Consider the following 23,993-nt stretch of genomic DNA (forward strand, 5'->3'; position numbering starts at 1 on the left):
CAGTGGGACAAGGTCTACAAGCGCTAAGGCGCTGCTGTCGAGGCGGATGCGTTGGCATTTGGCATCGACACAGGCTCTGCGCTGGCCGGTGCGGCAGGTGCGTTTGACTTGCGACTTGAGGAGGACTATCTGCAGAGCCCGCAGGTCATTGCCGGAGTGTCCTCGCGCGATCCGTCGCGCGTGTTGGAGTGGAGCCAGGAACTGGACGCCACGAAACCTGTGCGGCTGTATTGCTTGCGCGGCAAGGACATTGGCCGCTCTACGTTCCTGGCGCTGCGGGCACGCGGCATGAACGCGCGCTACCACGTGGGCGGCATCGAGGCCTGGCAAGCCGCTGCCCTGCCTCTGGAAACGCAAGGAGGTGCCGCATGAAATGGGTCACCCGCGAGCGGCCCAAGATCGACCGCATTGCCTGCCCCTGGCTGATTGCCCGGTTCATCGACAAAGAGCCGGAATTCCTCTATAAGCCTACAGCCTCGGTGCTTCAGGTGGCCCAGGACACGGGAGCGATCCCCTACGACGTGCGCGGCGTCGAATTGACCCACGACGGTGACCTGTGCAGCTTTGACGCCTTTCTCAAGAAGTACGAACTCACCGATCCCGCCCTACAGCAACTGACCGTGATCGTGCGGGGCGCAGACACATCCAGGCTGGACCTGGCGCCGCAGTCTGCGGGCCTCTAGGCGCTGTCGCTTGGCCTGTGCAAGACCTTCAGCGATGACCTTGAGATGCTAGGGCATGGCATGGTGATGTACAACGCGCTCCATGCTTGGTGTAAGTCCTGCTAGGCAGAAACCCACAATTGGCCCCCGAGTATGGCCGCATGACGGCGGGTGCTAGGCGGTGGCTCAGCCGCTTTACCAAGGCGTTGTGAGCGCATTTCCTGTGCATGACGCTTGCTCCGTTGGCCTGCGCGGCGCCCCCGGAAACGAAACTGACCACCGCGCAGATCCGCGCCACGCTGGGCGGGCACCATGTCACCGACGGACGCCATTGGGGGCATGACTATTTCCTGGACGGCCGCCTAGAGCGTTCAGAAAACGGCCGCACACGCGCCGGACGCTGGAGCACGCAGAACAACCAACTCTGCCTGCTGCTGCCCGAGGTCAGCAAGGTCTCGCCCGTCTGCTTTGACGTGGTGCGCGTGGGGGAGGAATTGCAGTATCGCGATGCGGGCAGTGTGGTGTACGCAGGCACGGTCAGAAAGAGTCCGTCTCGTTGAGGCTCCTCGTCAGTCTCTACGGCGTTTGCCCCGCCTTGGCCCCACGCGGGGCCTTCGGCACTATTGGAGGTTGGTCACACTTCCACGCGTTGAAGTAAACCTCATCGCCCACGGCCATGCCGGAGCCCGCGTCAACTCTGGCGAAGTGCCCACGGGTTCGGGTGACTTCCCGCCATCGGATGACTGCAATCTGGTCGGTGGGGCCGAGCTCCATTTGCCGGCAGCGAGAGCCGCTCACCTTCAAGAATTCGTCCGCTTGGATTAATTTGGTAACTTTGCCGACCCTCCAGCCTTCGGACCAAGCGTACCGGTCCTCGTAGACAGGTGTGCTGCAGCCGGAGATCGCAAGGAATGTCAGCGCAGCAGCTGACAAGAGCATTGATTTTTTCATCATGAAATTTCCTTAGCCGCTGTCTCGGTACCGCTCAATGAGTCAATGCCTGTGCTGATGGTGCACATCGGGCGCGTGGGGATGGGCATGAGTCACCGGCTCGTGAAAGTGCACATGGCTATGGCTCCCAGTGGGCATCACGTCATGGGAGTGCGTATGGTGTCCATCGTCGTGACGGTGGGCATGCTCATGCTCCAGCGGGTCATGCGCATGTTCATGCCCGTGACTTTCAGCCAAATGCAGCAGCACCCCCGCAAGCATCAGAAGACCACCGAGCAGCATCAGCCACCCCGCAGACCGTTCACCGAAGCCGAACGCTACAGCCGCACCGATGAAAGGTGCAAAGGCGAACACGGAGCCAGTCCGCGCCGCCCCAAAAGCCCGCTGCGCTAGAAGGTAGAACCGAAGACTCAAGCCATACCCCGTGGCCCCCACGGCAAAGAGCCCTAGAGCTGCCGTCAGGGTGGGCAAAGGCTCGCCCCACGCCATGGCAAGACATGCTGTCGCAGCGGCTCCCAGCGAGGCCTTTGCCATTACGACCTGGCTGGGATCGCGCTCGGCCAGTCCCCGGGACAGGGTGTTGTCCACGCCCCAGGCCACCGTCGCCAGTAGCACGGCAAGCAGACCGAGCAGCTGCGTGCCGCCCTGCAGGCCCTGGTCCATGACCAAAGCCATGCCACCGGCCAGCAAAAGAAGCATGGCTGCCCACACACGGCGGTCCATGGTCTCGCTATACAACCACCACGCCAGAGTGGCTGTGAACAGCGCTTCCAGCGTGAGCATGAGCGACGCGCTGGCGCCACTCGTGTGTTGCAGACCCCAGGACAGGGCGACAGGACCTAGGGCAGCGCCAAACCCCGCCATGCCGATGAGGCGCCAGGCGTCGGATCTTTGCAACCTTGCCTCGTGGGCAGCGGTCCGCAGGGACAAGGCACCAACGACAGCCGCCCCTGCATACAGCAGCGCAGCCGTCGTGAACGCCCCCAGCCCAGCACCCAGCCGTTGAACCAGCGGGGTGCTGATGCCAAACAAGGCTGCGGCCAGCAAGGCCAGCAGACCGCCTCGCAGTGCAGGCAAGGACAGAGAGCCGCGCGCCATGGGCCTTACTTCACCGTGAATCGTACAGTGACGGTCTTTTTGCTGTTGGTCGTGATCAGCGCAACCACCTTTGTGCCCTTGACCAACTTCACGCCCTTGGCCTCCAGCTTGTTGCCGCCTGCAGATTTCAGGGGCGCCTCTGCCTTTTCAGTGCCGTTCAGCACGGTGACCTTGCCGCCAAACTTGGATGCGTCCGCATCCTCGTCGTGGTCCACGATGTAGATTGCCGCGCCGTCAGCGGTGGCGACCAACTCGAACGACAGGTCGGAGGCGGTTTGCACCACGCCGCCGTGAGCAGGCTCGGCTGCACCATGGGCCATTGCAGCAGGCGCACTTGTCAGGGATGCCATCACGATTGCGGTGGCTGCCAGCAGTTGGGAGAAGTTCTTTTTCATGGTCATTTGGGTTTCCTTCCGTTGAGTTTGTTTCACTGGCGCGCTTCAAAAGGCAGCGCACCAAGGCCTATCAAAAAGTGGGTGAGAATTAAGCTGGAGCCTGGGATCAGAAGGCCTCCTGGCCTATGGGTTCGCTTTCGGCTTGCGCGCTGCTGCCCTCAATCAAGCGCCGGGTGGCACTTTCGCCGAAAAGCCAGAACATCACGGGCGTCAGCAGCGTGTCCAGCAAGGTCGAGCTGACGAGTCCACCAAAAATCACGACCGCCACCGGATGCAGGATTTCTTTACCAGGTGCATCGGCCGCCAGCAGCAGCGGGGTCAGCGCAAAGGCAGCCACCAGCGCCGTCATCAACACCGGGGTCAACCGCTCCAGCGAGCCGCGCACGACCATGGGTTGGCCGAAGACCTCACCCTCGAACTTGCACAGGTTGATGTAGTGGCTGACCTTCAAAATCCCGTTGCGTGTGGCAATGCCCGCCAGCGTGATGAAGCCCACCATGGAGGCCACGGACAGGCTCACCCCCGCCAGCCACATCGCGGCCACGCTGCCGATGAGCGCCAGCGGAATGTTGGCCATGATGATCCCGGCCAACACCGCCGACTTGTAGCGTACATACAAAACGAGAAAGATCATTGCCAAAGACACCAGCGACAAGCCGACGATCAGTTGCATCGCTTGCTCCTGGGCCTGGAACTGGCCTTCCAGACTCAGAAAGGTCCCCGGTGGCAATGGCGTCTTTGCCATCACCGCACGAATGTCTGCAATGACTCGGCCCATGTCGGAGCCGTCCGTGTTGGCATAAACGACGATGCGCCGACGACCGTTTTCTCGGCCAATCTGGTTGGGGCCATCGGTTTCCTGGACCGTGGCGATGGCAGACACCGGTATCTGCCCCGCAGGCGTGTCGATCAGCGTGCGAGCCAGATCCTGAGGACTGCGTTTGTCATCGGGCAGGCGCAGCACCAGTTCATAGCGGCGCAGGCCGTCCACAATCTGCGCACCATGGGCACCATCCGTCAGGGCCTGCAGCACCCGCACCGCCTCGCCAGGAGACAGCCCAACCTGCGCGGCCTTGCGGTGGTCCAGCCGTACCGTGATCTGGGGGATCAGCACCTGCTTTTCCACGGTCAGATCCACCAGCCCTGGAACGCCCGAGAGTCCCTGGCGCATCTGTTCGGCCAGGCCCCGCAAGGTGTCCGTATCGTCGCCGAAGATCTTGAGCGCGATCTGCGCCCGCACCCCTGACAAGAGGTGATCCAGGCGGTGGGAGATAGGCTGGCCAATGGCCACCTGGGCTGGAAGGACGGCCAAACGGGCACGGATGTCTGCCATCACGGCCTCGCGGTCCCGGGCGGACCGCTTCAGGTCCACATCAATCTCGGCCGAATGCACGCCTTCGGCATGTTCATCCAGCTCGGCCCGCCCCGTCCGGCGCCCCACCTGGGTGACCTCGGGGACCTCAGCAATCAGCGTCTCCGCCAACGCGCCCATGCGATTGGCTTCCGCCAGCGCAGTGCCTGGGTTGAACACCATGCCCAGCACCAGCGAACCCTCATTGAAGGCAGGCAGAAAGGCGCGTGGAAAAAACGGGACGCTTGCAGCTGCTGCAGCTACCGCCAGTGCAGCGACAGCCATCAGCACCTTGGCGCGAGAAAACGACCAGCTGAGCACTTGCGCATCCCGCCGCTTGAGCCAGGCTACCAACGTGCTGTCACCGTGGTCCAGCCGTTTCATCCCCGGCAACAGGTAAAGGCACAGCACGGGCGTTACTGTCATCGAGACCAGCATCGAGGCCAGCACTGACACGATGTAGGCGATGCCCAGGGGCGTGAACAGGCGCCCTTCGATGCCCGGCAGCGCAAACAGCGGCACAAACACCAGCACCACGATGGCGGTGGCGTAGACGATGCCCGAGCGGACCTCCACGCTCGCCCGGCGCACGACCTCCAGCATGGACAGAGGATTGCCCTGGGCACGGTTTTGCTTCAGCCTGCGCAGGATGTTCTCCACGTCCACCACCGCATCGTCTACCAGTTCGCCAATGGCAATGGCCAGGCCGCCCAGGGTCATCACGTTGATGGACTGATCCATCAACCGGAACACCATGGCTGTCACGGCCAGCGACAAGGGTATCGCCACGAGCGAGATCAAAGTGGTTCGCGCGGACAACAGGAAGGCGAACAACACGATGGCCACCATGATGGCGCCATCGCGCAGAGCCTCGGTCACGTTGCCGATAGACGCCTCGATGAAGTCCGCCTGGCGAAACAACACCTTCGGAGCAGCCAAACCCACGGGCAGCCCTTGTTTGAGGTCCCCCAACGCCGCTTCGATGGCGTGGGTGAGCTTGACGGTATCGGCCGCAGGCTGCTTTTGCACACTGACGATGACGGCAGGCACGCCGCTGTATCCGGCGTCACCGCGCTTCATGGCGGCAGCGAACCGGACATTGGCCACCTGTTCCAGCAAGATGGCTCGGCCGTCCTTCCAGGCTACGGCCACGCCCTGCAGGTCTTCGACACGGCTGGTGCGGCCAATGTGGCGGATGAGGAATTCACGGCTGTTGAGGTCGATGAAGCCACCTCCCGCATTCCCCGCAAAGCCTCGAAGGGCCTGCTCGATCTGCGTCAATGTCACCCTGAACTGCGCCATGCGCGCGGTATCAGGCTCCACCCGCAACTGACGTACTTCACCGCCGATAGGGATGACCTGAGACACCCCTGGAATCGACAGAAGTCTTGGGCGCAGCACGAAGTCCGCGTACTCACGGGCCTGCATGGGTGTCGCTGCGGCGGCCTTACCATCGCCTGCTGCCAACGGCAGTGCGATGAGCATGACTTCGCCCATGATGGAAGACACCGGTCCCATGACGGGCGTAATGCCTCCGGGGAGTTGCTCCCGCACCAGTGCCAGGCGCTCCGCCACGAGCTGGCGGTTGCGGTAGATGTCCGTCCCCCAATCGAACTCGGCATAGAGGATGGACAGGCCCACGCCGGACGTGGAGCGCACGCGCGTGACCCCCGGCATGCCGTTGAGCGCGGTCTCCAGAGGGAAGGTCACCAGTTGCTCGACTTCTTCGGGTGCCATACCTCCTGCTTCCGTCAAGACGGTGACCAGGGGTTTGTTGAGGTCGGGAAACACATCGACCGGCGTGCGCCATGCGGTGATGGCCCCGTAGACCATCAGCAGCGCCGCGACCGCCAGGACGAACAGGCGGTTGTGAAGGCTGTTCCTTACGATCCAATTGAACATTGCGTGGGCTCCGTTCAGCGGATCTGTGCGATCAGCGGCGCACCTTGCACCACCACGCGGTTGTCAGCGCCCAGGCCCTGCGTGACGACCACCGTGGCGGCGTCCAGGGACCGGTACTGCACCGGCTGGGGAATGTAGCGCTCTGCACCGGACTTGATCCAGACCACCGGCTCGTTGGCACTGTTGCGCACGACGGCCTGCGCAGGCAGGACGAAGCCCTTCACCTGCTCGTTCAGCGAGGCCACGACGGTGACGGGCTGTCCGACCGCCAGCGGCAAGGCTGTGCCCGATTGCTCCGGGACGGCCCTGAAAGTCATCGGGAGGACGCCATCACGCAGGCTGCGCGCTGCGCCGATCAGCTGCAGCTTGACGCCAAGCACCCCCTGCAAGTGGGCTGTACCCGTGCGTGCGGGCAAGCCAGGATCTGCCGTAGTGGCCTCCACCAACACTCGTGCAGGGTCAATCACCTCGAACAACACTTCGCGGGCCTCAACCACCTGGCCTTTGGTTGCGTCGGCTCTGGCAATCACGCCGGAGACGGGAGCCAGCAAGGCCTCTCTGGCAGCCAGGCTCGCTCCAATGCTTTTCTCGCGCGCGGTGAGGCTCTGTAGCTCAGCACGTGCGGCCTCGATCTCCTTGCGCGGCACCGTGCCTTCAAGGGACTGCAGCCGCTGCACCCGCTGTGCGGCCAGTTCCCGGCCACTGCGCAACTCGGCCAGCTGGGCCTGCTGGTTGGCCTGGGCATAAGGCTCGGCGTGATGGGCCACATAGGCCAGCACCTCTCCTTGCCGCACGGTCTGGCCGGCGACCGGCAGACCGCGTGGTCCCGCTTCGATCCGTCCCCCATGGATCGCCTGGACACGACCACTCGCATTGGGGTCCACGACCACACGGCCTGACAGCTCGATGGTGGCGGCGGCCTGGGTTTCAGGGGTCAACTGTGTGCGGATACCCAGGCGCCGTTGGGCGAGCATCGGAACGTTGACACTGCCGTCTGGCAACCGCATCAAACCGGATGCGCTGACCGCCGTGGGGGCATCTAGATGCTCACCGTTCGGCCCATGGGCACCTGGCGCTGCGACGGCAACAGGTGGGAACATCGCCGCGATGCACGCGATGGCAGTCAGGCCGAGAACGTGAAGCATGCGGGTCGCCTTGGCTTTTTGGATCAATGAGTTCACAGCGCATCTCCTTTGGAAGATGTGCCTGCAGCCTTGGGCCTGCGACCAAAGAACCAACCGACCGCTGCCAAGACGGCCAGGGCCAGAGCCAGCCACACCGTGCGGGAGGGCCCATGGGCGTGACCGTCGTCGTGGGAGTGACCATGGTCATCGAGCACGGCACCGGCGACTGTGAGGGTGCCGTCAAGCAGGTCAGAGTCATTGCCCGCCAGTACGGTGACCACCATGGGGTGGTCACCGGGCGCCGCCAGGGCCTTGAGCATGTTGGCATCGTCGATGGCGTAGTCCCCCATGTCCGCATGGAACTTGGCAGGCGCCTTGAGATTGCCCGTCTCCACCTCGACCGTGGCGTTGAGCACGGGCTCGTTGGTGGCAAAGCGGTTGATCAGGATGGACAACTCTCCGCCCTGCAGCCGGCCCACCAGCTCGAAGGCTTCCGAGCGGGCCTCAAAACTGGGAACGGAGCCGCTGTTGGCCCCTGCTTGAGCGGGGGCGTCCAGGTGCTCACCATTGGGGCCGTGCGCGCCTGGCGCGGCATAGCTGGGTGTACCTGAAAGCACCAGCACGGCAAAGCCTGCCCCCAGCAATATGCTGCGGTAGCCGATGAGGAATAGATTCAAGAGATTCATGGAAGGATTCCGAGAGATTGCTGGAGGCGCGCGAGGGCCAGGCCCAGTGCCACTTGCTGGCGCGCGAAACTGGTGTCTGCCTGGGTAGCTGCGGCGAGCGCGCGCAACAACTCGGGCAACGGGGTTTCTCCAGCCTTGAAAGATCGGTCAATGAGGGAGGCGCGCTCCCTCAGCAGTGCCGAGCGCTGGCGCTCCGCCTCCAGTTGCTGCTCGGCCGTGTGCACCGCAGCCTGCGCCATCGCTGCATCAGCAGCCAGCCGCTCCTCGGTTCGCTGTTTCGTGGTCAGCGCCACATCCAGCTCACTCAGTGCTGCAGCTTGCAGTGGTTGGTTGCGGCTCGCTGTGCCCAGGGGAATCCGCAGGCCGACCCCGATGCTGTTTTGCGCCGACTCGCCCCTACCAGGAATGTCTTGCCGGATACGCAGTAGCAGTTCAGGCGGGTCGCGCCGTGTGGCGGCCACCACGTCAAGCCGCTTGCGTGCGCGTTCAACCGTTAATGCAGCGACACGCGCATCCGGGTGCGTTTCAACGGCGAAGTGCGCCCCGCCTGGTGAAACTGCGGCACCATCAGAAACCGGGACAGACGTGAGATCAGGCGCCAGGGCTATGCCCGTCAGGGTCATCCATTGCGACTGGCTGGCGCTCAGGCGCTGGCGTGCAGCCAACTGTGCAGATTGCGCAGCCAGAGCCTCGGATTGAGCGGCAAGCGCATCCGCGTGGGCCAGATCACCCGATTTGACACGGCGCCGTACGTCGTCGGAGATCTCGTGCAAAGATCGCACTTGGGCGTCCGCCAGGTCGGACCCGGCCTTTTGCGCGGCAATGCCCCAGGCGGCTTCCCGCACCAGTCCCGCGAAATGCAGGCGCCCCGCTTGAACGGCAGCTTGGGACAGCTCTGCGTCGGCGGCCACAGCAGCGCCGCGTGCATTGCGCTGCCCAGGCAACCACAGCGGCCACGCCAGGCCGGCCTCGGCTTCCCTGCGTCCTGCCGACGTTTGCCAGCGGTCGTCTCGGTAGGAAAACTCCAGTGCGGGGGGCGCAGCCCACAGACTGGAGATAGCCGCCCGTTCGGCAGCAGCCCGCTGTGTCTGACCTTCGGCTTCTCTCGCCTGGGTGGCACGCTGCCATGCGGCCTCCGTAGCTTGTGCCAGTGTTGGAGCCGCGGGCGATGCCGTGGCTGAAAGCGATGGGGCGGTATTGGACTGCGCAACCGCAGCGCCAACGAGGACGCAGCTCAAAGCACAGCCTGCGGCACAACGCACCGCAAGCCCGGAAATAACAAAACGCACGTGATTCCTGACCGATCAAAGGCGGCAAACCAGGATCGTTGACGCATCAGCGCCTGATCAAAGTAGTACCGCACCGATGAACAACCCCGCTTTCGTGTGGAAAGCGCGGCGCTAAGGGTGGATCAGGAAATCAGTCGGGGAGGTCGTCGTAAACCGTCCAGATGAGGGGACGGGCTGACGGATTCGGCGGTCACGGCCGGTGCGGGTGAGCGGTCGAGAGGAAGCGACAGTTGCGGGAAGTGGAGAAGTGCTGCAGTCCCAGGGCCTGCGTCCGCCAGCATGTGCTGGATGGACTCCTGGGAATCGTCTTGGTGCGCCACACCGTGTTCATCATGGTGGTGGGCGGAGCCTTCCAGATGCATTTCAGCATGCACCGCCTGGAACTCGCCCTCGTGGTCGAACGCAGCCGTCTGGCGGGCCGTTGCGAAGGCCTGGCAGAAGAAGGAGCTCAACAGGATGACTGCGAGCAGTCGGCGCATGAAATTGGAAGCAGGCAATTGAAAATTCGTCGCAATGATAGCCGCAGACTGCTGCCTGTCTCGCAGAAACCCACATCTAACACCTGGTATCAGGGGTCTTGCAGCCATGTACAGAGGCACCGAGGAATCCGTACGGTGTAGATCCCCCTTGGACCCGCGTCACGATCTCGTGCGTATGGCCGCACCCAGCGCAAAAACTGAGTTTGGCGCATTCTCACGCGGAAGTTGCCGTTTAGGCGGAGCAAGCCGTTTTGGTGTTGGCGCCGCCCCAGGTGGTTCCTCCACGGCACATCCAGTAGCGAGATGACGCTCCACCAAGTCAGCCAGAGTAACGGACCGCAAATAGTCTTCCACCGTTTGATGGAATGCTCTCCACAACTCATGTGTCATGGCCCCTGTTGGGCGCTCATGGCGTCGTGGCCACGAGGGAAGCGTTCCGATTTTCCCTGCTCAGTGGCCCGAGATAAGTCCGCGACGGGAATTCCTGGGCCAGTATTCGGACTGTGCTCGGTCAGCGTCTGCTCTTGAGACAGCGTGAATGTCTGATTCAGGCTGAAGAGAGCCGCTCGATAGATGTGACCTAAGCGGCGACGGCGCTCTTCACCGGTCATTCGGCGGTTAGAAGGCTGTATGACCGGTGTACTCCCGAGACCTGCCACTTGATGCTCGATACAGGTGGGCAGAACACGATCGACGGTTCTTATAAGGACGGTGCAGCAGCTCCCGACCCGATGCGGCGCTCGTACCGCCAAGGCGCCTCCCCGATAGCAGCCGTTAGCTTACTTGTGGGCCCACCATCTCGCTTGCGCGAAGCTAGGTTTTACAGGTAATGGACACAGGACTAACCCGCTCTTGCGGTAGATGCGCCGCCCTCACTATCCGTTGTAAACGAATTCACAGCGGGCCAAAACCTCGGTGGGCTGGTAGCTCCCATATCTTCCGCGTGAGCGACCGGCCTCCGAGATGAGGTGCAAGTGCTTTCGAGCGCGCGAGGCCAGGACATACAGCAGCTTGCTGGCGGCGACATCGCCGTCGGAATCACTGAAATGGGGCACCATGCCCTGAAGAAGACCGAACGCGATGACCACGTCAAACTCGGCGCCCTTGACCCCATGAATGGTCGACACGGTGATCCCGGTCCGTTCGCGGAACACCTTCTTGAAGAACGACAGATCGGTGATGTAGCTGGCACCAGAGTTCTGCAGCCTCTCCAGCCGCGCCTGGGAACTCGCAAAGAATGCCTCGCGATGCTCCACCAGCGCGGGGAAAGCATTCAGCTCGATCAGCAGGCGATCCAGTAACGCTGCGAACGCCTGGTCCAGATACGCCAAGCCGTCTGTCTCGGCAATGGCGAGAGAGTTGGACTCCCGCAGCAGCGAACGCTGCGTGATCCTGGACGTGTCGACGCCGAAATCGCGGAGGTCGGCAATGACGTCCCTGGCCCATCGCATGCGTCGCACGAGCATTTGGGGCGACGACTCCGTCAGCAAGATCTTAGAGAGCTTGAACCAAAAGTTGTCGGGATCATTGCTGAACGGCACCAATCCCGGACCGTCGAACTGCTGGTCGGGGAGCTGTGCCACAAGTTTTCGGGTGGTAGACGCCAGCAAGATCCACCACGGCGCCAGCACGCATATCTCTTCGGGTGCATGTCCGTCGGCCAAGCTCTTTTGGATGAGCCTGACGAGCTCATCGTGAAGATCTTCGTGCGCAACGAGGCGGTTGTAGGAGACTTGGCTCGGAAAGCCAACCATCTTGCCAGCTCCCTCAATGTCGGTAGCGTGCACATTAAAGTTGGAGAAGTGCCCGATGATCCTCGCACTTGAGCGGTAGTTCAAACGCAGCGTCATCTCCCGAATTGGAATGTCCGTGAGCGCGCGAAAGTCCGCCGCTGAAATGGCATACCCGCCAAGTGATCCGTAAATCGCTTGATTGGGATCTCCTACGATGAACGTCTTGGTGCTACCGGCACCCGCCCGCAGGATGGCCCCCACCAAGTTGTATTGGATCCGCTTCGTATCCTGGTACTCATCGACGAGGACATATGAGAACACTTGGGAGAGCAGCGCCACGATATGCGGCTGACTTCGGATCAGTACCTGGGAGTACCAGAGGATCAACTCGAAATCGATTCGTCTCGTTTCCATTAGCTCTCGAAAGTACCCCGCCAGCACTTGGTGGATCGTGTCATGCTTCCAGGTGTCGGCGCACCCGAGCCGGTAATCGTCTTCTTCGAAGTAATAGTCGCAGTCATAAAAAGTCACGCCGGGGTACTGTGAGCACAGTCGCTCAAGCATCTTCTCGCGGTCGTGTCGGTCCAAGACCGTGTACCCACGAGCCAGCTCCGGGACATAGATCCCGTAAGGCTTGATGATCCATTCGAGACAGAACGAATGAATGGTTCCGATCCACAGGGCGGTGGTATCGACTCCGAGGGCTTCGATTCGCTCCTGAATCTCGTCAGCGGCACGGTGTGTATAGGTGATGGCCACGACGATGCGCTTATCCGTGCGCCGGGACAGCTCATACGCGATCTTGTACGTCAGGGTACGCGTTTTTCCGCTGCCTGGACAGGCGACCAGGAAGACGCTCGACGGCTCTTCTACTGCAGCCGCTTGCTCAGGATTGAGCTCCGTGGCATCCCAGACAAACATCAAGCCATCTCCGCCAGGAACGCATGGACTACGTCGCCAGGTAACGCCGTTGCAGCTGCGGCACGAAGGGTCGGCAGATCTATCTCCGAGCGCCCGAAACGCTCCACCTCAGCATTGAATGCCGTCAAGCGCGGACGCGCAGCTCGGTCGATAGCCAACATGCGATTCATTCGATGACGGAGGATTCGCATGATCAGCGGTCGCGAGAACGGGCCATGCGCAAACAGCACCGCGTCTCGGATGTAGCCGGGCACCACGGCTTGATGATCCAGCGTTTGCGCGAGCAAGATGGCAAACCACCCCTTGCCTTCTTGCTCGGCCATCGTCAAGGTCCGACCGCCACCTTGGTCGATGAGGCCCGAGCGAAGATCGGTGGTTGCCTGCGTGATCGTCGCTGGCGCCTTGTAGACCTTGTCTACTGTGCGCACAATGGCTTCATGATTGCCCGAGCCGAGCAGATCCACCTCAAAGGTATGTGTGGCGTAGAAGCTCTGAACCCAGGCGTTGCCCACGGCAAATGCATCCAAATCAATTTTTCGCAGCGCCCCAGCCGCTTGCGAACCAATCGCCTTGCGCTTCCTGGCGGCCAAGGCGTCGCCATCCGCCGCATTCGGCGTTGTGTCGAAGAAGATCGTGTCCAAGTCAGTGACGATCGCGCACCGCTTGCGGATCCGGATGTCGTGGAACAGGACCGCGACGTTTTTGAAGCCGGTACTGCGGATGTTGATGACACTGATCCCCAACTCGTCCACGCTCAAGCCCAGGACCTTCTTCACGAGCACAGGGATCAGGATCTCTTCCGCGTCACCCTCCACCAAAATTACGCTCTTGGCGAACAGTAGGTTGCTTCGCACTGCGTCCAGGTACCGCTGGATGCTTGTCACCTGAGCAGGATCCAGTCCGGTCGCCGGCTGGTATGCCTCACAGAATGCGCCGCGTCGACCTAGGATGTTGACGTTGCTCACGTTGCTCACTTCGGAGATGTGTGTGGAGTGAGTCGTGTAGATGACCTGAGCATCCTCGTAGGCGATGCGATCAAACAGCGTCTTCTGGATATGGGTATGTATATGCGCTTCGGGCTCTTCGATGAGCAAGAAGTTCGCGATCGCCATCTTCTCTCGCTGGTACTTGAACTCCAGCAGTTTGAGGGTTAGGTAGATCAGATTGGCGCCGCCGAGGCTGAGTTCGTTGATCGTCCCTTCATATCCGTCCTCCGATTCCCCGATGAACAGACGCAGTGACTGAAACAACTGCTCCGCTTCCTCGGGTAGATCCGACCTGATCGACAGCGAGGTCGGGGAGTAGGTTTCGCCGGCAGTGTCCTTGATCGTCTCTCGGATGTGCTTGCGCACCGACTGCACGTCCTCGAGTCCTTCGATGGCGCCATTGAGATCACGCACCTTGTCCACGATCGGCACCAGGGCCGCTGCGTCGATTTCACCGCTCTTGCTCCTGAGCAGGGTGAGCAGTGGATTGGTGCGGTTGTTGTGAAACTCAGCTACGACGTCCCGAAGCGCCTGGATGAAAGTAAGTGAAACCTCCTTGGTGACGGACAGGAATCCTGGCACCTTGGCCCCAATCTCAGGGAACTCGGTTTCTTCAGAGAAAGAACAAACGTCGAAGTTTCCGACGATCCGTTGATACGTGGCCGGATCACCAAAATCAGCGCTGCTTCGGCCAGTGAAGATGGTCTCGTAGTCGTCGATGGTGATGCCATCCCGAATTGCCTTCAACTCCGCATCGTCAAAGTCGTCGAGGGCTGCCAGCTTCAGCCGGATCTCCTTCTTGGGACGGAAGATCAGGTTGTAGGTGGCCTTAGAAATCGGTCCTGCGTGGACTTCAGCAGTGCCGTGCAAGAAAAGCGCCTGAACCGCCTCATCGGGGCTGAGGTCTTCGAACTCCATGCTGATGATGATCCAGTGGCCCTGCCATTGATCCAGCGCACGGCTGAAATCGGACTCTTCCAGCCGATAAGCTGCGCGAACCATGTTGTCGTCCAGGAGCAGCCGGATGGCGCGGAGGATATTGGACTTACCCGCGCCGTTCTCTCCAATGATGGTGTTGACGCCGCGCTGAAACGTCAGACTGGTGTTCTTGAAGTTCCGGTAGTTGATCAGCTTGAGTTTGGATATGTGCATGGCTTTGACTTCCTGCTCCCTGGGATGCCAGTGTCTATTTGTAAGCCATGGTAGCGTGGCAGCGACGGTGAGGGCGCCATACTGGCGGCCGAATGCCTCAATCCAGTATGGAAAGAGGAGCCCCCACAACAATGTCCGGTCAGGATGGGCGTTGATCGTCCCAACTGACGTCTGTGCAGAACTACGACGCTGCTAGACCATCGGCACATGAATTGGCGACATGTGGGTGCGCCGCGTGCTTGACAGGCACTTAACGCGTTGCGCCCGCAGCTGGCTTAGATCGCTGCCGCGACAACAGCGATGGATTACCGTAGGTGTCCCGCGCGACGAAGTGTCTCTAAGCAGACGCCCACGAAGGCCGCTACTGGCTGACAGCGTGAGTACGAGGAGCCGCAGCGAAGCTGGCCTTCTACGCATCGCACTTCTGGCTCATTTCCCGCTTGTGGGGTAGCTTGGCAACGCCCGTTCTCGGCCATGACAAGCCATACCGTTGACCTGACCGTATATCCGCCGCGGAAAGCGCCCCCGCTGGGAAGTCAGAGTGCGCAGAGAGGCCTCCCCCAGGCCGTGATGCCTCCACAGGGAGCAAACTATCAGTGCGTTAGCGTCCCCGACCATGCTTGATCAATAGGTTTCATCTCTCACATGGGCGTCCCAATGAGCAGATCCATCTCCCTTAGACGGCGGCTTACCTTCTTGCGCCGAATCTACCATCCGCACCAAGTCTTTCCTGACCGAGATGGCATCGCCCTGCGCTTCCGCGCTGTTCGCATCCACCACGATTCGCCGAATCGCAGCGACTGCCGGCAAAGACTCGCGCACAAGTCGTCCTGCAAGCTCCTCGGAACGTGTCGGCCACGTATTGACATGCAGCGTCATGGGCAGATCTGGAATCGGCGTAGGGTCCCAGATCACTCTCCGATGCACAAGGCGATCGTCGACGAACCATCGGATCTGGTCAGGTGCCCACTCAATTGCGTAGGTGTGGAACGCCTCAGAGGCGTCGAACCCGAGCTGGATGACAAACGGCGTCCCCCGGTAACCGTAGTCAAACTTTGCACCATCGCAGCCTGGGTTGAAGAAGACATTGGTCAGCATCTGGTCTGGACGGTTACCCGTGATCTCCACATCGATCTCCTGGCGCGGAAGATCTCGGTGGAGGAAGAAGCCCGAGACCAAACCAGGAGCGTTGGTCGCTCGCAGAGTTGCCTCAAAACGTCCATACAGGAACCGGCCTCGGCTGGAAACAGCGCCCGCGCTTAGATCACGAACACCAAGCGACGCATTTGCGACCACCAGCTCTAAACCGCCATGAGGCCGAATGCGCACGCTGCCAGGTCTGAAGAGTGCGAGGTTCCCGGGGAACGTATCGTCGCGCGGCAGCCAACGAGACACGTCAAGTTCGCTCAAGTGGTCGTCAAACCGGACTCGTGATGCCACCGACCTCGGCCCCGGCTCGCGTAGCTCCACGTCGATACCATGCCAATGGCGCGATGGCGGGGCAACCCATGGCGAAGCATCGTGTTCCAGCCGCTTGCCTCTTGCCAGTCTTTCACTTGCGGCCGCAGGAGGGCTAAGACGACGAACCCCTCGCTCCGCAGCGCGCGGATAGCTAGCGCTTGGTGGCGGCATGCGCAGGTACTCACACAGCACCGTCCAGCCCTCTGGAGCGGCACACTGGTGCAAGATGCCCTCAGGGGGCAGTGGCAAGTTCTCGGGGATCTCGCCGACGATGATGAACTTCGCTCCAGGATACCTCTCCTTGAGTTGCGCGATGTGGGGCTCAAGTGCTGCGATATTGACGTAGGCATCAAAAACGCGTCCACGCTGACCTCGAAGCAAGCGGCCTCGCTCCACAGGCGGGAGGTCGTCCAAGTCACTGCAGCAGCGATAGCCCAACATCGACAAGGCTATAGCCAGCGAGGATAGGCCCGCGTTCCGAGAGCCGAAGGCGAACACCGGTGTTTCCGTCGGACGCTGATGAAACGTACCAGGCGTTGCATCGGAAAGAATCCCGATCTGGCTAAGGACGGGGAGAATCGAGTAGGAGTTCGTGGACAGCAAATCGACTCGCTGAGGGATGACAGAGCGGCGCAGCGCACGCACGTCTATCACTGGGAACTGCTGATTGATCCAAAGGTCGACCGGTCCGCGGCATGGCATACGTGCAAGGAGCCGCTGGGCGCCGCGCTTGGACAGCACATACCCCGAGAGATACCAAAGCCCGCGCTCCGGTCGAAAGACGCTGCGCGAGAGCGCAATCTTAGGAGCACCGTGCTTTACCTCTTTGAAGGACAGGTAGAGCACGTCAAAGTCAGGATCGGTCCCATCACGATCCCGCATCTCCTCCCACGCTGTGTCGACAAGGCTGCCAAAGCCTTGTTCGAACCAAACGTCATCCTCCAGCACCAGCGCGTATTGCGCCTCAGAACTGGCAATCCTCTTCCAGATATCAATGTGCGATTGGGCCACCGCAATTTCTGCATTGCTCATTCGGATCGGGCGAGTCAGATCGAACGTGTTCGGTAGCAATTGCGGGTACGGGTCGACGGACAGTTGATCCGCAAGCGTGTAGTAGGGCTCGACATCGACACCAGCAAGCGTCGCGGCCGGGAGGGCCCGCGCATCGCAGGCTGCGTGCCGGATGAGTCGCTTTGACAATGGTTGCCCCGTGCAATCCACGATCCGATCCAGTTCCCGGGCAACAGCCACCAGCCGCTGTGGCTGCCGATCAAGATTGATCGCATAAATGTCGCTGATCCTGCTCGGGTGGCCACCGCCTACGGGGCCGAATGCGACGGCCTTCTGTTTGGGCAACAGTACGCGCAAGCGAAAAAACATGGTGTGCAACAGGTGGCGGATGCCTCTCAGTGGCTCGAATAGGTTCATGGCGCCCCCTCCCCATCAAAGGCGAAGCGCTTCCCATTGGATATTCGCCAGTTTCTCCCGTCGGCACGATAGCCCAGCGGCCACTTGGCAATGCCGATAGAGTCCCAGTTTCGCAGTATGGTCACCCGGTGCTCATCAGGGCATCGCGCGCCCAGCTCAAAGATGATGCGCGACAGGTTGCCCGGGCCGGTCGTCGATTGGATCTCCGGCAGCTCACCCTCAGCTGCAAAGTTCAAGCGCAGGGTTGCACGCTCAAGTGCTCGGCTGACGATTGGGTCTCCCTCGAAAGCGATCAAAGGGTTGTTGTTGACGTAGAAAATCCAACCTTCCCGGTTGGCTCCCGCTTGCAGGAAGACCTCGCTCTGAACCATCGAGTCCGATGCGATGTCATAGCAAAGTGGCTGAACCTTAACGCCGCTTCCCACGAACAGCTCCGAGATGTCCTTGGAAATGCACACGTCGTCAGCATCAACATACATTCCGCCATTGATGCCGAGATAGCACAACCGGAAGTAGTCGGCCTGCATCGCGGGGTGGTAGCAGCGCATGAACGCCCGCAGATAGTCTTTTCCCAGCGATTGTTCGATGAAGCGAGCCGCGCTGCGCGCATCGAAGACACGGTACTCGAATCCGCTTGATCCCCACCTCGACCAAGAATCCATACACTCCTGCACGTCAGCCGGCAGCGCCTGCAGGTCATGCCAGTACTGCACGATTCGCCGGGGCATGGATGGTCCCTGATTCTCCGGGGCCATGGATGGTGGTGATGCTTGAACAAGCCGTCGAATGAAGTCTGATCGTTGCAGGTGATGGCCGGGGCTGTCATCTTCTTGGTGCATGGGTGCGCTTGTCAGTGGATCGTCTGACAAGGGTTGTAACAGCAGGCGGGGCTCGTTCGAACGAAAAATTCCGCGCGATCAGATGCAGTGGTGTCGTTGAGACATGCGCGCCATGGTGCTGCAACGGAGTGGTTTCAAAGCAGTCGTTCGTCTGGCACAAGACGGGGCTCTTTAGGTTCGATGACGGCAGTACCTCACACACCAGTCACTCTAGCGGCTGCCCATTTCGTGAGACAACTTCTGCTTTGTGACCATCAGCGTGAAGACGGACGCCTCTGGCGATGGGCAGCAACCGCTGCAAAGTGATCGTCGGTTCATCCTGTTTTTCGCGATGTGCACGACAGTCGCTTCAAACCAAAGGCCGTAGCACCTTCCTAAAAATGTGCTCCGCCTGCTCCTGCCCCCGGGTCGGGTGATGCAACACATCCAGCCAGACCTGGATCACATCGGCCACCATCACCCCATCCCGCCGTACCGCCCCACGAAACGTAGATTCCGGAAACTTCGCCACCCGCAGCAACACGTGCGGCGCCTCCTTCGGAAACGGCAGGAGTGCACTCCATGGATTGCTTCCCGGAGTCGCCAGGTTGAACCGAGGCATGTGACGAACGCAGATGTACCTGGGAACGCCGCTCACATGCCCCACGCGGAGCCCATCCGCTGCCGCAAAAAGCCCCAGGCAGGCATCGCCTTCGACTTTGTTCAAGAGCTCTCGAACACGATCTTCAATTTGAATGTTGGCCAAGAACCGTGCAGGCATATCTGCCGTGCCGTACGGTGCCACTGAACTCCAGCGCTCGAGTAGCTCCTCTTTCTGCACCAGCGTGAGGAACTCCTCGGACTCCAGCAGGAATCTCTCGCGCCGCAGTTGCTGCAAGAACCTGGAGGCGGTCATCGCAGAAACCTGCGCAGCCCGCGCAAGCTCCACCCCATTGCGGTACTGGCCCCGGGGAGCGTTCAGCATCCCCTCTGGCAACTCCGGCGCCAACAAGACCTTCAACATCCACTGGTTCAGATCAGAAAACAAGTTGTCCGTGCGAATCTGAGTGCCCCTGACCTGTCGTGGTCTGTAGGGTGCGGAGACGTTGAGACCCTCCAATCCCTCCCCCAGAAACGCGCTCGCCCCCTCCGCTGACACGAAGCCCACGGCAACCTCCGCAGCAAACTCCTGCGCAAAAGCCATCACATTGGCAACGAGCGCTCTCGGCGCATGGTCCACATGCACCACGGCCAGGGGCATGAATCCACGCGACTGAAGGGCATATGCCCGGGCCTCAAGCACGGCTTGGGACAACAGCGGAATCACCCGGTCCGCCCGCCCCTCGGATGTGGCTTTGAGTACCACCCCGTAGCGCTTACCCCGCCGCCGAACGACGAGGTCTGGCCCCGTGCTGCCGGGTTCACTGGCCTGGATCTTCCAACCCTTGGATTCGAACAAGCCAGCCACGCGCTGCACTGCTTGTGCGGTTCTTTGGGATGTCTTGGAGGAGGGCATGGCGGCGATGAAAGTAACACGGCCATGTTATCTAACACGCGCGTGGTAGGCAAACACGCGGGCCGAAGTCTTCACACTGAGGCCCAGCCCCAGGGTTGCGAGTGCCGGGGCACGAGACCAGAATGCGGCATGGCCCACCCCAACGACGTACGTCCCCCACCAGTTCTGACGGACCTGGTCCAGCAGATCGTGGTGGAGTCTGGCAATCCTGAAGGCTTCAACGCCGAGGCTTGGCTGCAGGAGTGGCTGGTGGCGCCACTCCCCGCCTTCGGAAACCGCCGCCCGTGGGATGTACTGCAAGAACCCGAAGGGCTGGCGTTGATCCAAGCAGCGCTTCTGCAGATCCAGAAAGGCAGCTTCGCATAGATCTGGCAGGGGCGCGCGTTCCCGAAAGCGGTGCTGCTTAGGCCTCAGGCCTTTGCAGCCTGGCGCATCTTCTTCTCGGCCTTGGCTGGACCCATGTTCACCAGTTCCTCAATCTTCGCCAGCTGTTTGGTTCGGGGGTGAGCCTGCCCCTTCTCCCACCGCGAGTACGAGAGTGGAGAGACGGCCAGCAGGGCCGCCATTTGAAGCTGGGTGGCGCCCAATGCATTGCGCATCTGCGCCAGCATCTCCGGCGCGAACACGAAATCCTCGCGAGCGGCGCGTTTCGAAACTTTGGGCTGATCAGATGGCGCAGCCACGCCCCCAACCTGGGTCTGTCGTCGAGCTGTCTTGAGCTGCGAAGTGAGGTTCTTCACTTCCCGCTTCAGTGCCGCAATCTCCGAACGATGGCCGGTGATCGCCTTGCGCATGCCCTGCAGTTCAGGCTTGAGCTCCTTGCGCGCCATTCGAACCACTTCAGCGCGAAAGGCATTTGAAAACGTATTCATAGGCCCAATGGTAACTTTGACGCCTTATCGCGCGCTTAGGGGCTGGTGCGCAGCTAGTGTCGCAATCCTTCTTCGCCTCCGCAAAAAACTAAACCGCCAGAGGCCCGAGCCCATGGCGGTTTGTTCCGGTGGAGGCCGAACGAGCTGTATTTACTTCCCAGCCTTGTCCGCCTTGCGCTTGGCAGCCTTGGGATCCACCACCGCCTTGAACTTGGCACCCGCCACAAACTTCGGCACCGTGCTCGCAGGGATCTTCAGCGCAGCACCGGTCGATGGGTTCTTGCCCGTGCGAGCAGCACGCTTGGCGGACTTGAAAGTCCCAAAACCCACCAGCTGCACGGCATCACCCTTCTTCACTGCTGTTTGGATGGTATCGATCAGCGTTTCCAGCACCGCATTGGCTGCGGTCTTGGACAGGTCATTCTTGGAAGCCAGGATTTCAACGAGTTCTGCGCGGTTCATGGATGCTCACGTGTAGAGGTTGGAAAGGACCGATTTATAACCCCACCGCTGACACGGCCCTTGCGGCGACTCAATGCTGCAGTGCACTTCTTGGCAAAAACTCCACTCCCGTGCGTTTCACCAGCTCTTGGTAGCTGATTGGCCGCCCCACCGTCTCCCCCTCACGGTTCTCCTGCCAGTGCGCCCAGGCCCGCTGGGTGGTCGCGTCGTACACGAGCTTGTACAGATAGGTCGGCACCTTCACCCCATTGGCTCCGATGCGTGGCCCCACATCCGTGAACACCGGCCCCGTGATCACAAACACATCGCCCTTAGCCCGCTTCACATAGTGCCGCGTGTCCTGCTCGATCTTGTTCCAGGCACCACCATTGTGCTGGGCATTCTGAGGAACCATGTTCGCCAGGCTGAAGCTCTGGGCCATCGCCGTTGGCGTCGGCATATCTCCCGCAGGTGCCATGTGCCCTCGGGAGTAGCCTGAGTTCTTGTAGTCCTCCAACTCCGCCCGCTCGCCACTGGGCAAACGTGCATCCGCAAAGAACCGCTTCGCCCGTTTCTCGTCAGCGTCCTCGATGAGCCTGCGGTTCAAGCGTTGGGCCACGAACACCGGTGTCTTGGTGGTCCCGGAATGCAGCACCGCAAACGCTTCATAGCAAAGCTCGCGCAATTGCGGCCGGGGCGTGATGGCCGGTGGCGTGCCATTCGCAAAGAACTGCGGGCACTGGGCAAAGGAGGTGGGCTCCGGTGTGAGCAGAGCCGACTGTCGAACTGAGGGGAACGCGCCCAAGAAAGATTCGGGAGAGCAACGCCAGCGAGAGAAAGGGCCAGCACAGCTGCCAGGTGCACACGGCCTGGCCAAGAGAAGAAACGATTCACAGAAGAAGACATCGAGTCGAATTTGACGGAGCCCGATTGGAGCACCGTTCACCTATCGCTTCTGGCCCGAATGCTCAGATCCCGCAGGGTTTTACAGCTGCTTGCAGAGATGGGGTCCACAAACAGAAAGGGCCCCCAAAGGGAGCCCTTTCTGCCTGCCCGCCCCTGCGGTTCAGTTAACACTCCCCACGGCAGCAGCACCCGCAAATGCAAAGTGCCACCACCATGGGAAGTCCCGCAACTGCTTCAACCAAACTCAAGCAGTTGGTCTGCCAAATTACATGGCGCTGAATTCGCCGTGGGGGATCTGGCCGGTGCGCACGGCTTCGGCAGCCTGTGCGCGCACGGCAGCGCGGTCAGCGTTGGACTTGTAGGTCGCCACACGCGAGCCTGCGGGTTCCATGCTGTGGGTCTTGGCTTCCACGACGGCTTCGGCTTGCACTTCAGCGCGGGTGCGGTTCGTGTCGAACTTCAGGGCAAATTGCGAGCCATCGGCTTCGTCAGCATGGGCGCCAAAAGAGGCGAAAGCAGCAACAGCGGCGATGGAGAGGAAACGGGCAGTCTTGTTCATGATGAAAATCCTTAAAAGCTAAAAAAGCGTCTCAAAAAAGCCGGGTCAAAAACCATTCCTGAACCGGGTTCGGTGAGTCGCCTTGCGGGTTCGGCTCATCGATGGGATGAACTGTACGCCGATGGTGTTCAGGGAAAAACTACCCAGTCGCAAACTAACTGTTCCAGTATTCAAAACAATCTTTCGGAACCTTTTAACGCCGTACCTCCGCGCCTTCGCGTCTTAATTCACCAGGCCTTCAGCACGCCTTCAACTCCGCCAAAAACTCCCGCGCATTGAGCTGGCTCTTGTCCTCCATGCAGTTGTTGAACACCGCATGCGGATACCGCACCGACCTTGCAATCGGGCTGTACCGATGAGCGAGTGCCTGCAACTCAGCGGAGGTGTACGCATAGTCAAACCGCTCGGCTGCTGACTTGGCTGGCATCCCGTACGCCACTTCATTGCGCCCATGGAGCCTGAGCAGTGCATGGTCGGGATGGGTGGTCTCCCAGATCGCCGGAACACTGTGCGGTGATCCTTGCGGCCCATCCACAATGGTGTGGACCAGGCCCAGGCTCCTGAGTAGGCCCAAGGTGTCTGCCGTCACTGCATCGTTCTCCCACCAACTCGGATGCCGGAACTCGATGCTCAGGGTGTGACCGGGCAGATGCTCCACGCAGTGCTCGATGTGGGCCACAGCAGCTGGGTGGCGCACCACCTTGGGCGAGAACTGGAAGTGCACCAGCCCCAACCTGTTGTTGACCTGCAAAGGCACCAGGCAGGCCACAAAGCGCTTCCACAGCTCCTCCCGAAACTCCGCCGCCATGTCCTTGTAGACCAGGCGCCGCCCAGGCCCCAGAGCCTCCTTGATGTCTTTGGGCAAGACATCGGTACTGGTCCACTGTCCTGTGAACAGGCTGAAAGCCTTCACGTTGAACACAAACCCAAGAGGCGTGCGTTCTGCCCAGTGCTGGGCGGTGGTGACCGCAGGGATGGCGTAGTAGCTGGTGTCCACCTCCACCAGGTTGAACTGCGAGGCGTAAAAGCGCAGCCGCGCTTCAGGTGTCTTGGCCGTGGGTGGATAGAACTTGCCGCAGTCGAGCAAGGTCTTGTCCGACCAGGAGGCAGTCCCGACCAGGGGGTTGAAGCCCGAAATATGGGGGGCGAAAGAGTGCTCCATGGGGAGGCCTCCTTGGGTTCATCCTACATGCGCTTTTGTGGCAAAAGCTGTATATTTATAAGGGGTATCCACTTAGCTCCAGTGGCACCCTGGATGCTGTG

Annotated in this window: 20 protein-coding genes and 1 pseudogene; 4 read left to right on the forward strand and 17 right to left on the reverse strand. The window is 60.9% G+C overall.

Annotated elements, in window-relative coordinates; all coding sequences use genetic code 11:
* Positions 1-51: 51 nt before the first annotated feature.
* The 3 genes and pseudogenes from ACODS0_RS26370 (at position 52) to ACODS0_RS26380 (ending at position 1,222) form a co-directional block, all read left to right on the forward strand.
* The gene (locus tag ACODS0_RS26370) at positions 52-372 is read left to right on the forward strand and encodes a rhodanese-like domain-containing protein (RefSeq protein WP_051022504.1); all 321 of its coding nucleotides are present in this window, start codon (positions 52-54) and stop codon (positions 370-372) included.
* Positions 369-788: pseudogene (locus ACODS0_RS26375) on the forward strand (chromate resistance protein ChrB domain-containing protein). The gene ACODS0_RS26370 and the pseudogene ACODS0_RS26375 overlap by 4 nt, the downstream one beginning before the upstream one ends.
* A gap of 101 nt (positions 789-889) precedes the next feature.
* Positions 890-1,222 carry a hypothetical protein gene (locus tag ACODS0_RS26380; protein ID WP_015013008.1) on the forward strand — a complete coding sequence of 111 codons (333 nt, stop codon included), beginning with the start codon at positions 890-892 and terminating at the stop codon, positions 1,220-1,222.
* A 433-nt stretch (positions 1,223-1,655) separates the two neighbouring features.
* Here ACODS0_RS26380 and ACODS0_RS26385 read toward each other — a convergent pair whose 3' ends face one another.
* The 12 genes from ACODS0_RS26385 to ACODS0_RS26440 form a co-directional block, all read right to left on the reverse strand.
* The gene (locus ACODS0_RS26385) at positions 1,656-2,711 is read right to left on the reverse strand and encodes a DMT family transporter (RefSeq protein WP_015013010.1); all 1,056 of its coding nucleotides are present in this window, start codon (positions 2,709-2,711) and stop codon (positions 1,656-1,658) included.
* A gap of 5 nt (positions 2,712-2,716) precedes the next feature.
* Complete coding sequence (locus ACODS0_RS26390; RefSeq protein WP_369801407.1) at positions 2,717-3,112, reverse strand: hypothetical protein; 396 nt, start codon at positions 3,110-3,112, stop codon at positions 2,717-2,719.
* Between the two features lie 100 nt (positions 3,113-3,212).
* Complete coding sequence (locus tag ACODS0_RS26395; protein ID WP_121508519.1) at positions 3,213-6,359, reverse strand: efflux RND transporter permease subunit; 3,147 nt, start codon at positions 6,357-6,359, stop codon at positions 3,213-3,215.
* 14 nt (positions 6,360-6,373) lie between these two features.
* Positions 6,374-7,504 (reverse strand): efflux RND transporter periplasmic adaptor subunit, encoded by a 1,131-nt coding sequence (locus ACODS0_RS26400; RefSeq protein ID WP_121508963.1) that lies wholly within the window; start codon positions 7,502-7,504, stop codon positions 6,374-6,376.
* A gap of 32 nt (positions 7,505-7,536) precedes the next feature.
* A complete protein-coding gene (locus ACODS0_RS26405) occupies positions 7,537-8,169 on the reverse strand; it encodes a hypothetical protein (protein WP_063459316.1) in 633 nt (210 codons plus the stop codon).
* Entirely contained in the window at positions 8,166-9,407 is a 1,242-nt protein-coding gene (locus ACODS0_RS26410; RefSeq protein ID WP_487255487.1) for a TolC family protein, read from the reverse strand. The genes ACODS0_RS26405 and ACODS0_RS26410 overlap by 4 nt, the downstream gene beginning before the upstream one ends.
* A gap of 173 nt (positions 9,408-9,580) precedes the next feature.
* Positions 9,581-9,910: a hypothetical protein gene (locus ACODS0_RS26415; RefSeq protein ID WP_233559555.1), complete on the reverse strand. Its 330-nt coding sequence runs from the start codon at positions 9,908-9,910 to the stop codon at positions 9,581-9,583.
* A gap of 902 nt (positions 9,911-10,812) precedes the next feature.
* Entirely contained in the window at positions 10,813-12,591 is a 1,779-nt protein-coding gene (locus ACODS0_RS26420) for a UvrD-helicase domain-containing protein (protein ID WP_121508516.1), read from the reverse strand.
* Positions 12,591-14,729 carry an ATP-dependent nuclease gene (locus ACODS0_RS26425; RefSeq protein ID WP_488838155.1) on the reverse strand — a complete coding sequence of 713 codons (2,139 nt, stop codon included), beginning with the start codon at positions 14,727-14,729 and terminating at the stop codon, positions 12,591-12,593. The genes ACODS0_RS26420 and ACODS0_RS26425 overlap by 1 nt, the downstream gene beginning before the upstream one ends.
* 624 nt (positions 14,730-15,353) lie before the next feature.
* Entirely contained in the window at positions 15,354-17,618 is a 2,265-nt protein-coding gene (locus ACODS0_RS26430) for a family 16 glycosylhydrolase (protein ID WP_488838157.1), read from the reverse strand.
* Positions 17,615-18,457 (reverse strand): glycosyltransferase family 32 protein, encoded by an 843-nt coding sequence (locus ACODS0_RS26435; RefSeq protein WP_488838159.1) that lies wholly within the window; start codon positions 18,455-18,457, stop codon positions 17,615-17,617. Before ACODS0_RS26435 ends, ACODS0_RS26430 begins: the two co-directional genes overlap by 4 nt.
* Positions 18,458-18,806: 349 nt before the next feature.
* Positions 18,807-19,952 carry a hypothetical protein gene (locus ACODS0_RS26440; RefSeq protein ID WP_488838161.1) on the reverse strand — a complete coding sequence of 382 codons (1,146 nt, stop codon included), beginning with the start codon at positions 19,950-19,952 and terminating at the stop codon, positions 18,807-18,809.
* Between the two features lie 129 nt (positions 19,953-20,081).
* On the opposite strand from ACODS0_RS26440, the gene ACODS0_RS26445 reads away from it, so the two are divergent.
* The gene (locus tag ACODS0_RS26445) at positions 20,082-20,318 is read left to right on the forward strand and encodes an MbcA/ParS/Xre antitoxin family protein (protein WP_488838163.1); all 237 of its coding nucleotides are present in this window, start codon (positions 20,082-20,084) and stop codon (positions 20,316-20,318) included.
* A 44-nt stretch (positions 20,319-20,362) separates the two neighbouring features.
* On the opposite strand, the gene ACODS0_RS26450 is transcribed toward ACODS0_RS26445, so the two are convergent.
* The 5 genes from ACODS0_RS26450 to ACODS0_RS26470 all read right to left on the reverse strand — a co-directional run bounded on the left by ACODS0_RS26450 (position 20,363) and on the right by ACODS0_RS26470 (position 23,892).
* A complete protein-coding gene (locus ACODS0_RS26450; protein WP_488838165.1) occupies positions 20,363-20,824 on the reverse strand; it encodes a helix-turn-helix domain-containing protein in 462 nt (153 codons plus the stop codon).
* 150 nt (positions 20,825-20,974) lie between these two features.
* A complete protein-coding gene (locus tag ACODS0_RS26455) occupies positions 20,975-21,286 on the reverse strand; it encodes an HU family DNA-binding protein (RefSeq protein WP_056057356.1) in 312 nt (103 codons plus the stop codon).
* Between the two features lie 70 nt (positions 21,287-21,356).
* Positions 21,357-22,070, reverse strand: coding sequence for a DNA/RNA non-specific endonuclease (locus ACODS0_RS26460; protein WP_488838167.1), 714 nt, complete (start codon positions 22,068-22,070; stop codon positions 21,357-21,359).
* Positions 22,071-22,436: 366 nt separating this feature from the next.
* Complete coding sequence (locus ACODS0_RS26465) at positions 22,437-22,730, reverse strand: DUF4148 domain-containing protein (RefSeq protein ID WP_488838169.1); 294 nt, start codon at positions 22,728-22,730, stop codon at positions 22,437-22,439.
* Between the two features lie 238 nt (positions 22,731-22,968).
* On the reverse strand, positions 22,969-23,892 hold the full coding sequence (locus ACODS0_RS26470) for a DUF72 domain-containing protein (protein ID WP_488838171.1): 924 nt from the start codon (positions 23,890-23,892) through the stop codon (positions 22,969-22,971).
* Positions 23,893-23,993 lie beyond the last annotated feature (101 nt).

It is taken from the genome of Acidovorax sp. FG60 (assembly GCF_057808995.1).

Coding starts and splice junctions, on each gene's coding strand:
- ACODS0_RS26380 (WP_015013008.1), top strand. CDS start 890: ATGACGCTTGCTCCGTTGGCCTGCGCGGCGCCCCCGGAAACGAAACTG.
- ACODS0_RS26385 (WP_015013010.1), bottom strand. CDS start 2,711: ATGGCGCGCGGCTCTCTGTCCTTGCCTGCACTGCGAGGCGGTCTGCTG.
- ACODS0_RS26390 (WP_369801407.1), bottom strand. CDS start 3,112: ATGACCATGAAAAAGAACTTCTCCCAACTGCTGGCAGCCACCGCAATC.
- ACODS0_RS26395 (WP_121508519.1), bottom strand. CDS start 6,359: ATGTTCAATTGGATCGTAAGGAACAGCCTTCACAACCGCCTGTTCGTC.
- ACODS0_RS26400 (WP_121508963.1), bottom strand. CDS start 7,504: ATGCTTCACGTTCTCGGCCTGACTGCCATCGCGTGCATCGCGGCGATG.
- ACODS0_RS26405 (WP_063459316.1), bottom strand. CDS start 8,169: ATGAATCTCTTGAATCTATTCCTCATCGGCTACCGCAGCATATTGCTG.
- ACODS0_RS26420 (WP_121508516.1), bottom strand. CDS start 12,591: ATGTTTGTCTGGGATGCCACGGAGCTCAATCCTGAGCAAGCGGCTGCA.
- ACODS0_RS26425 (WP_488838155.1), bottom strand. CDS start 14,729: ATGCACATATCCAAACTCAAGCTGATCAACTACCGGAACTTCAAGAAC.
- ACODS0_RS26430 (WP_488838157.1), bottom strand. CDS start 17,618: ATGAACCTATTCGAGCCACTGAGAGGCATCCGCCACCTGTTGCACACC.
- ACODS0_RS26435 (WP_488838159.1), bottom strand. CDS start 18,457: ATGCACCAAGAAGATGACAGCCCCGGCCATCACCTGCAACGATCAGAC.
- ACODS0_RS26440 (WP_488838161.1), bottom strand. CDS start 19,952: ATGCCCTCCTCCAAGACATCCCAAAGAACCGCACAAGCAGTGCAGCGC.
- ACODS0_RS26445 (WP_488838163.1), top strand. CDS start 20,082: ATGGCCCACCCCAACGACGTACGTCCCCCACCAGTTCTGACGGACCTG.
- ACODS0_RS26450 (WP_488838165.1), bottom strand. CDS start 20,824: ATGAATACGTTTTCAAATGCCTTTCGCGCTGAAGTGGTTCGAATGGCG.
- ACODS0_RS26455 (WP_056057356.1), bottom strand. CDS start 21,286: ATGAACCGCGCAGAACTCGTTGAAATCCTGGCTTCCAAGAATGACCTG.
- ACODS0_RS26465 (WP_488838169.1), bottom strand. CDS start 22,730: ATGAACAAGACTGCCCGTTTCCTCTCCATCGCCGCTGTTGCTGCTTTC.
- ACODS0_RS26470 (WP_488838171.1), bottom strand. CDS start 23,892: ATGGAGCACTCTTTCGCCCCCCATATTTCGGGCTTCAACCCCCTGGTC.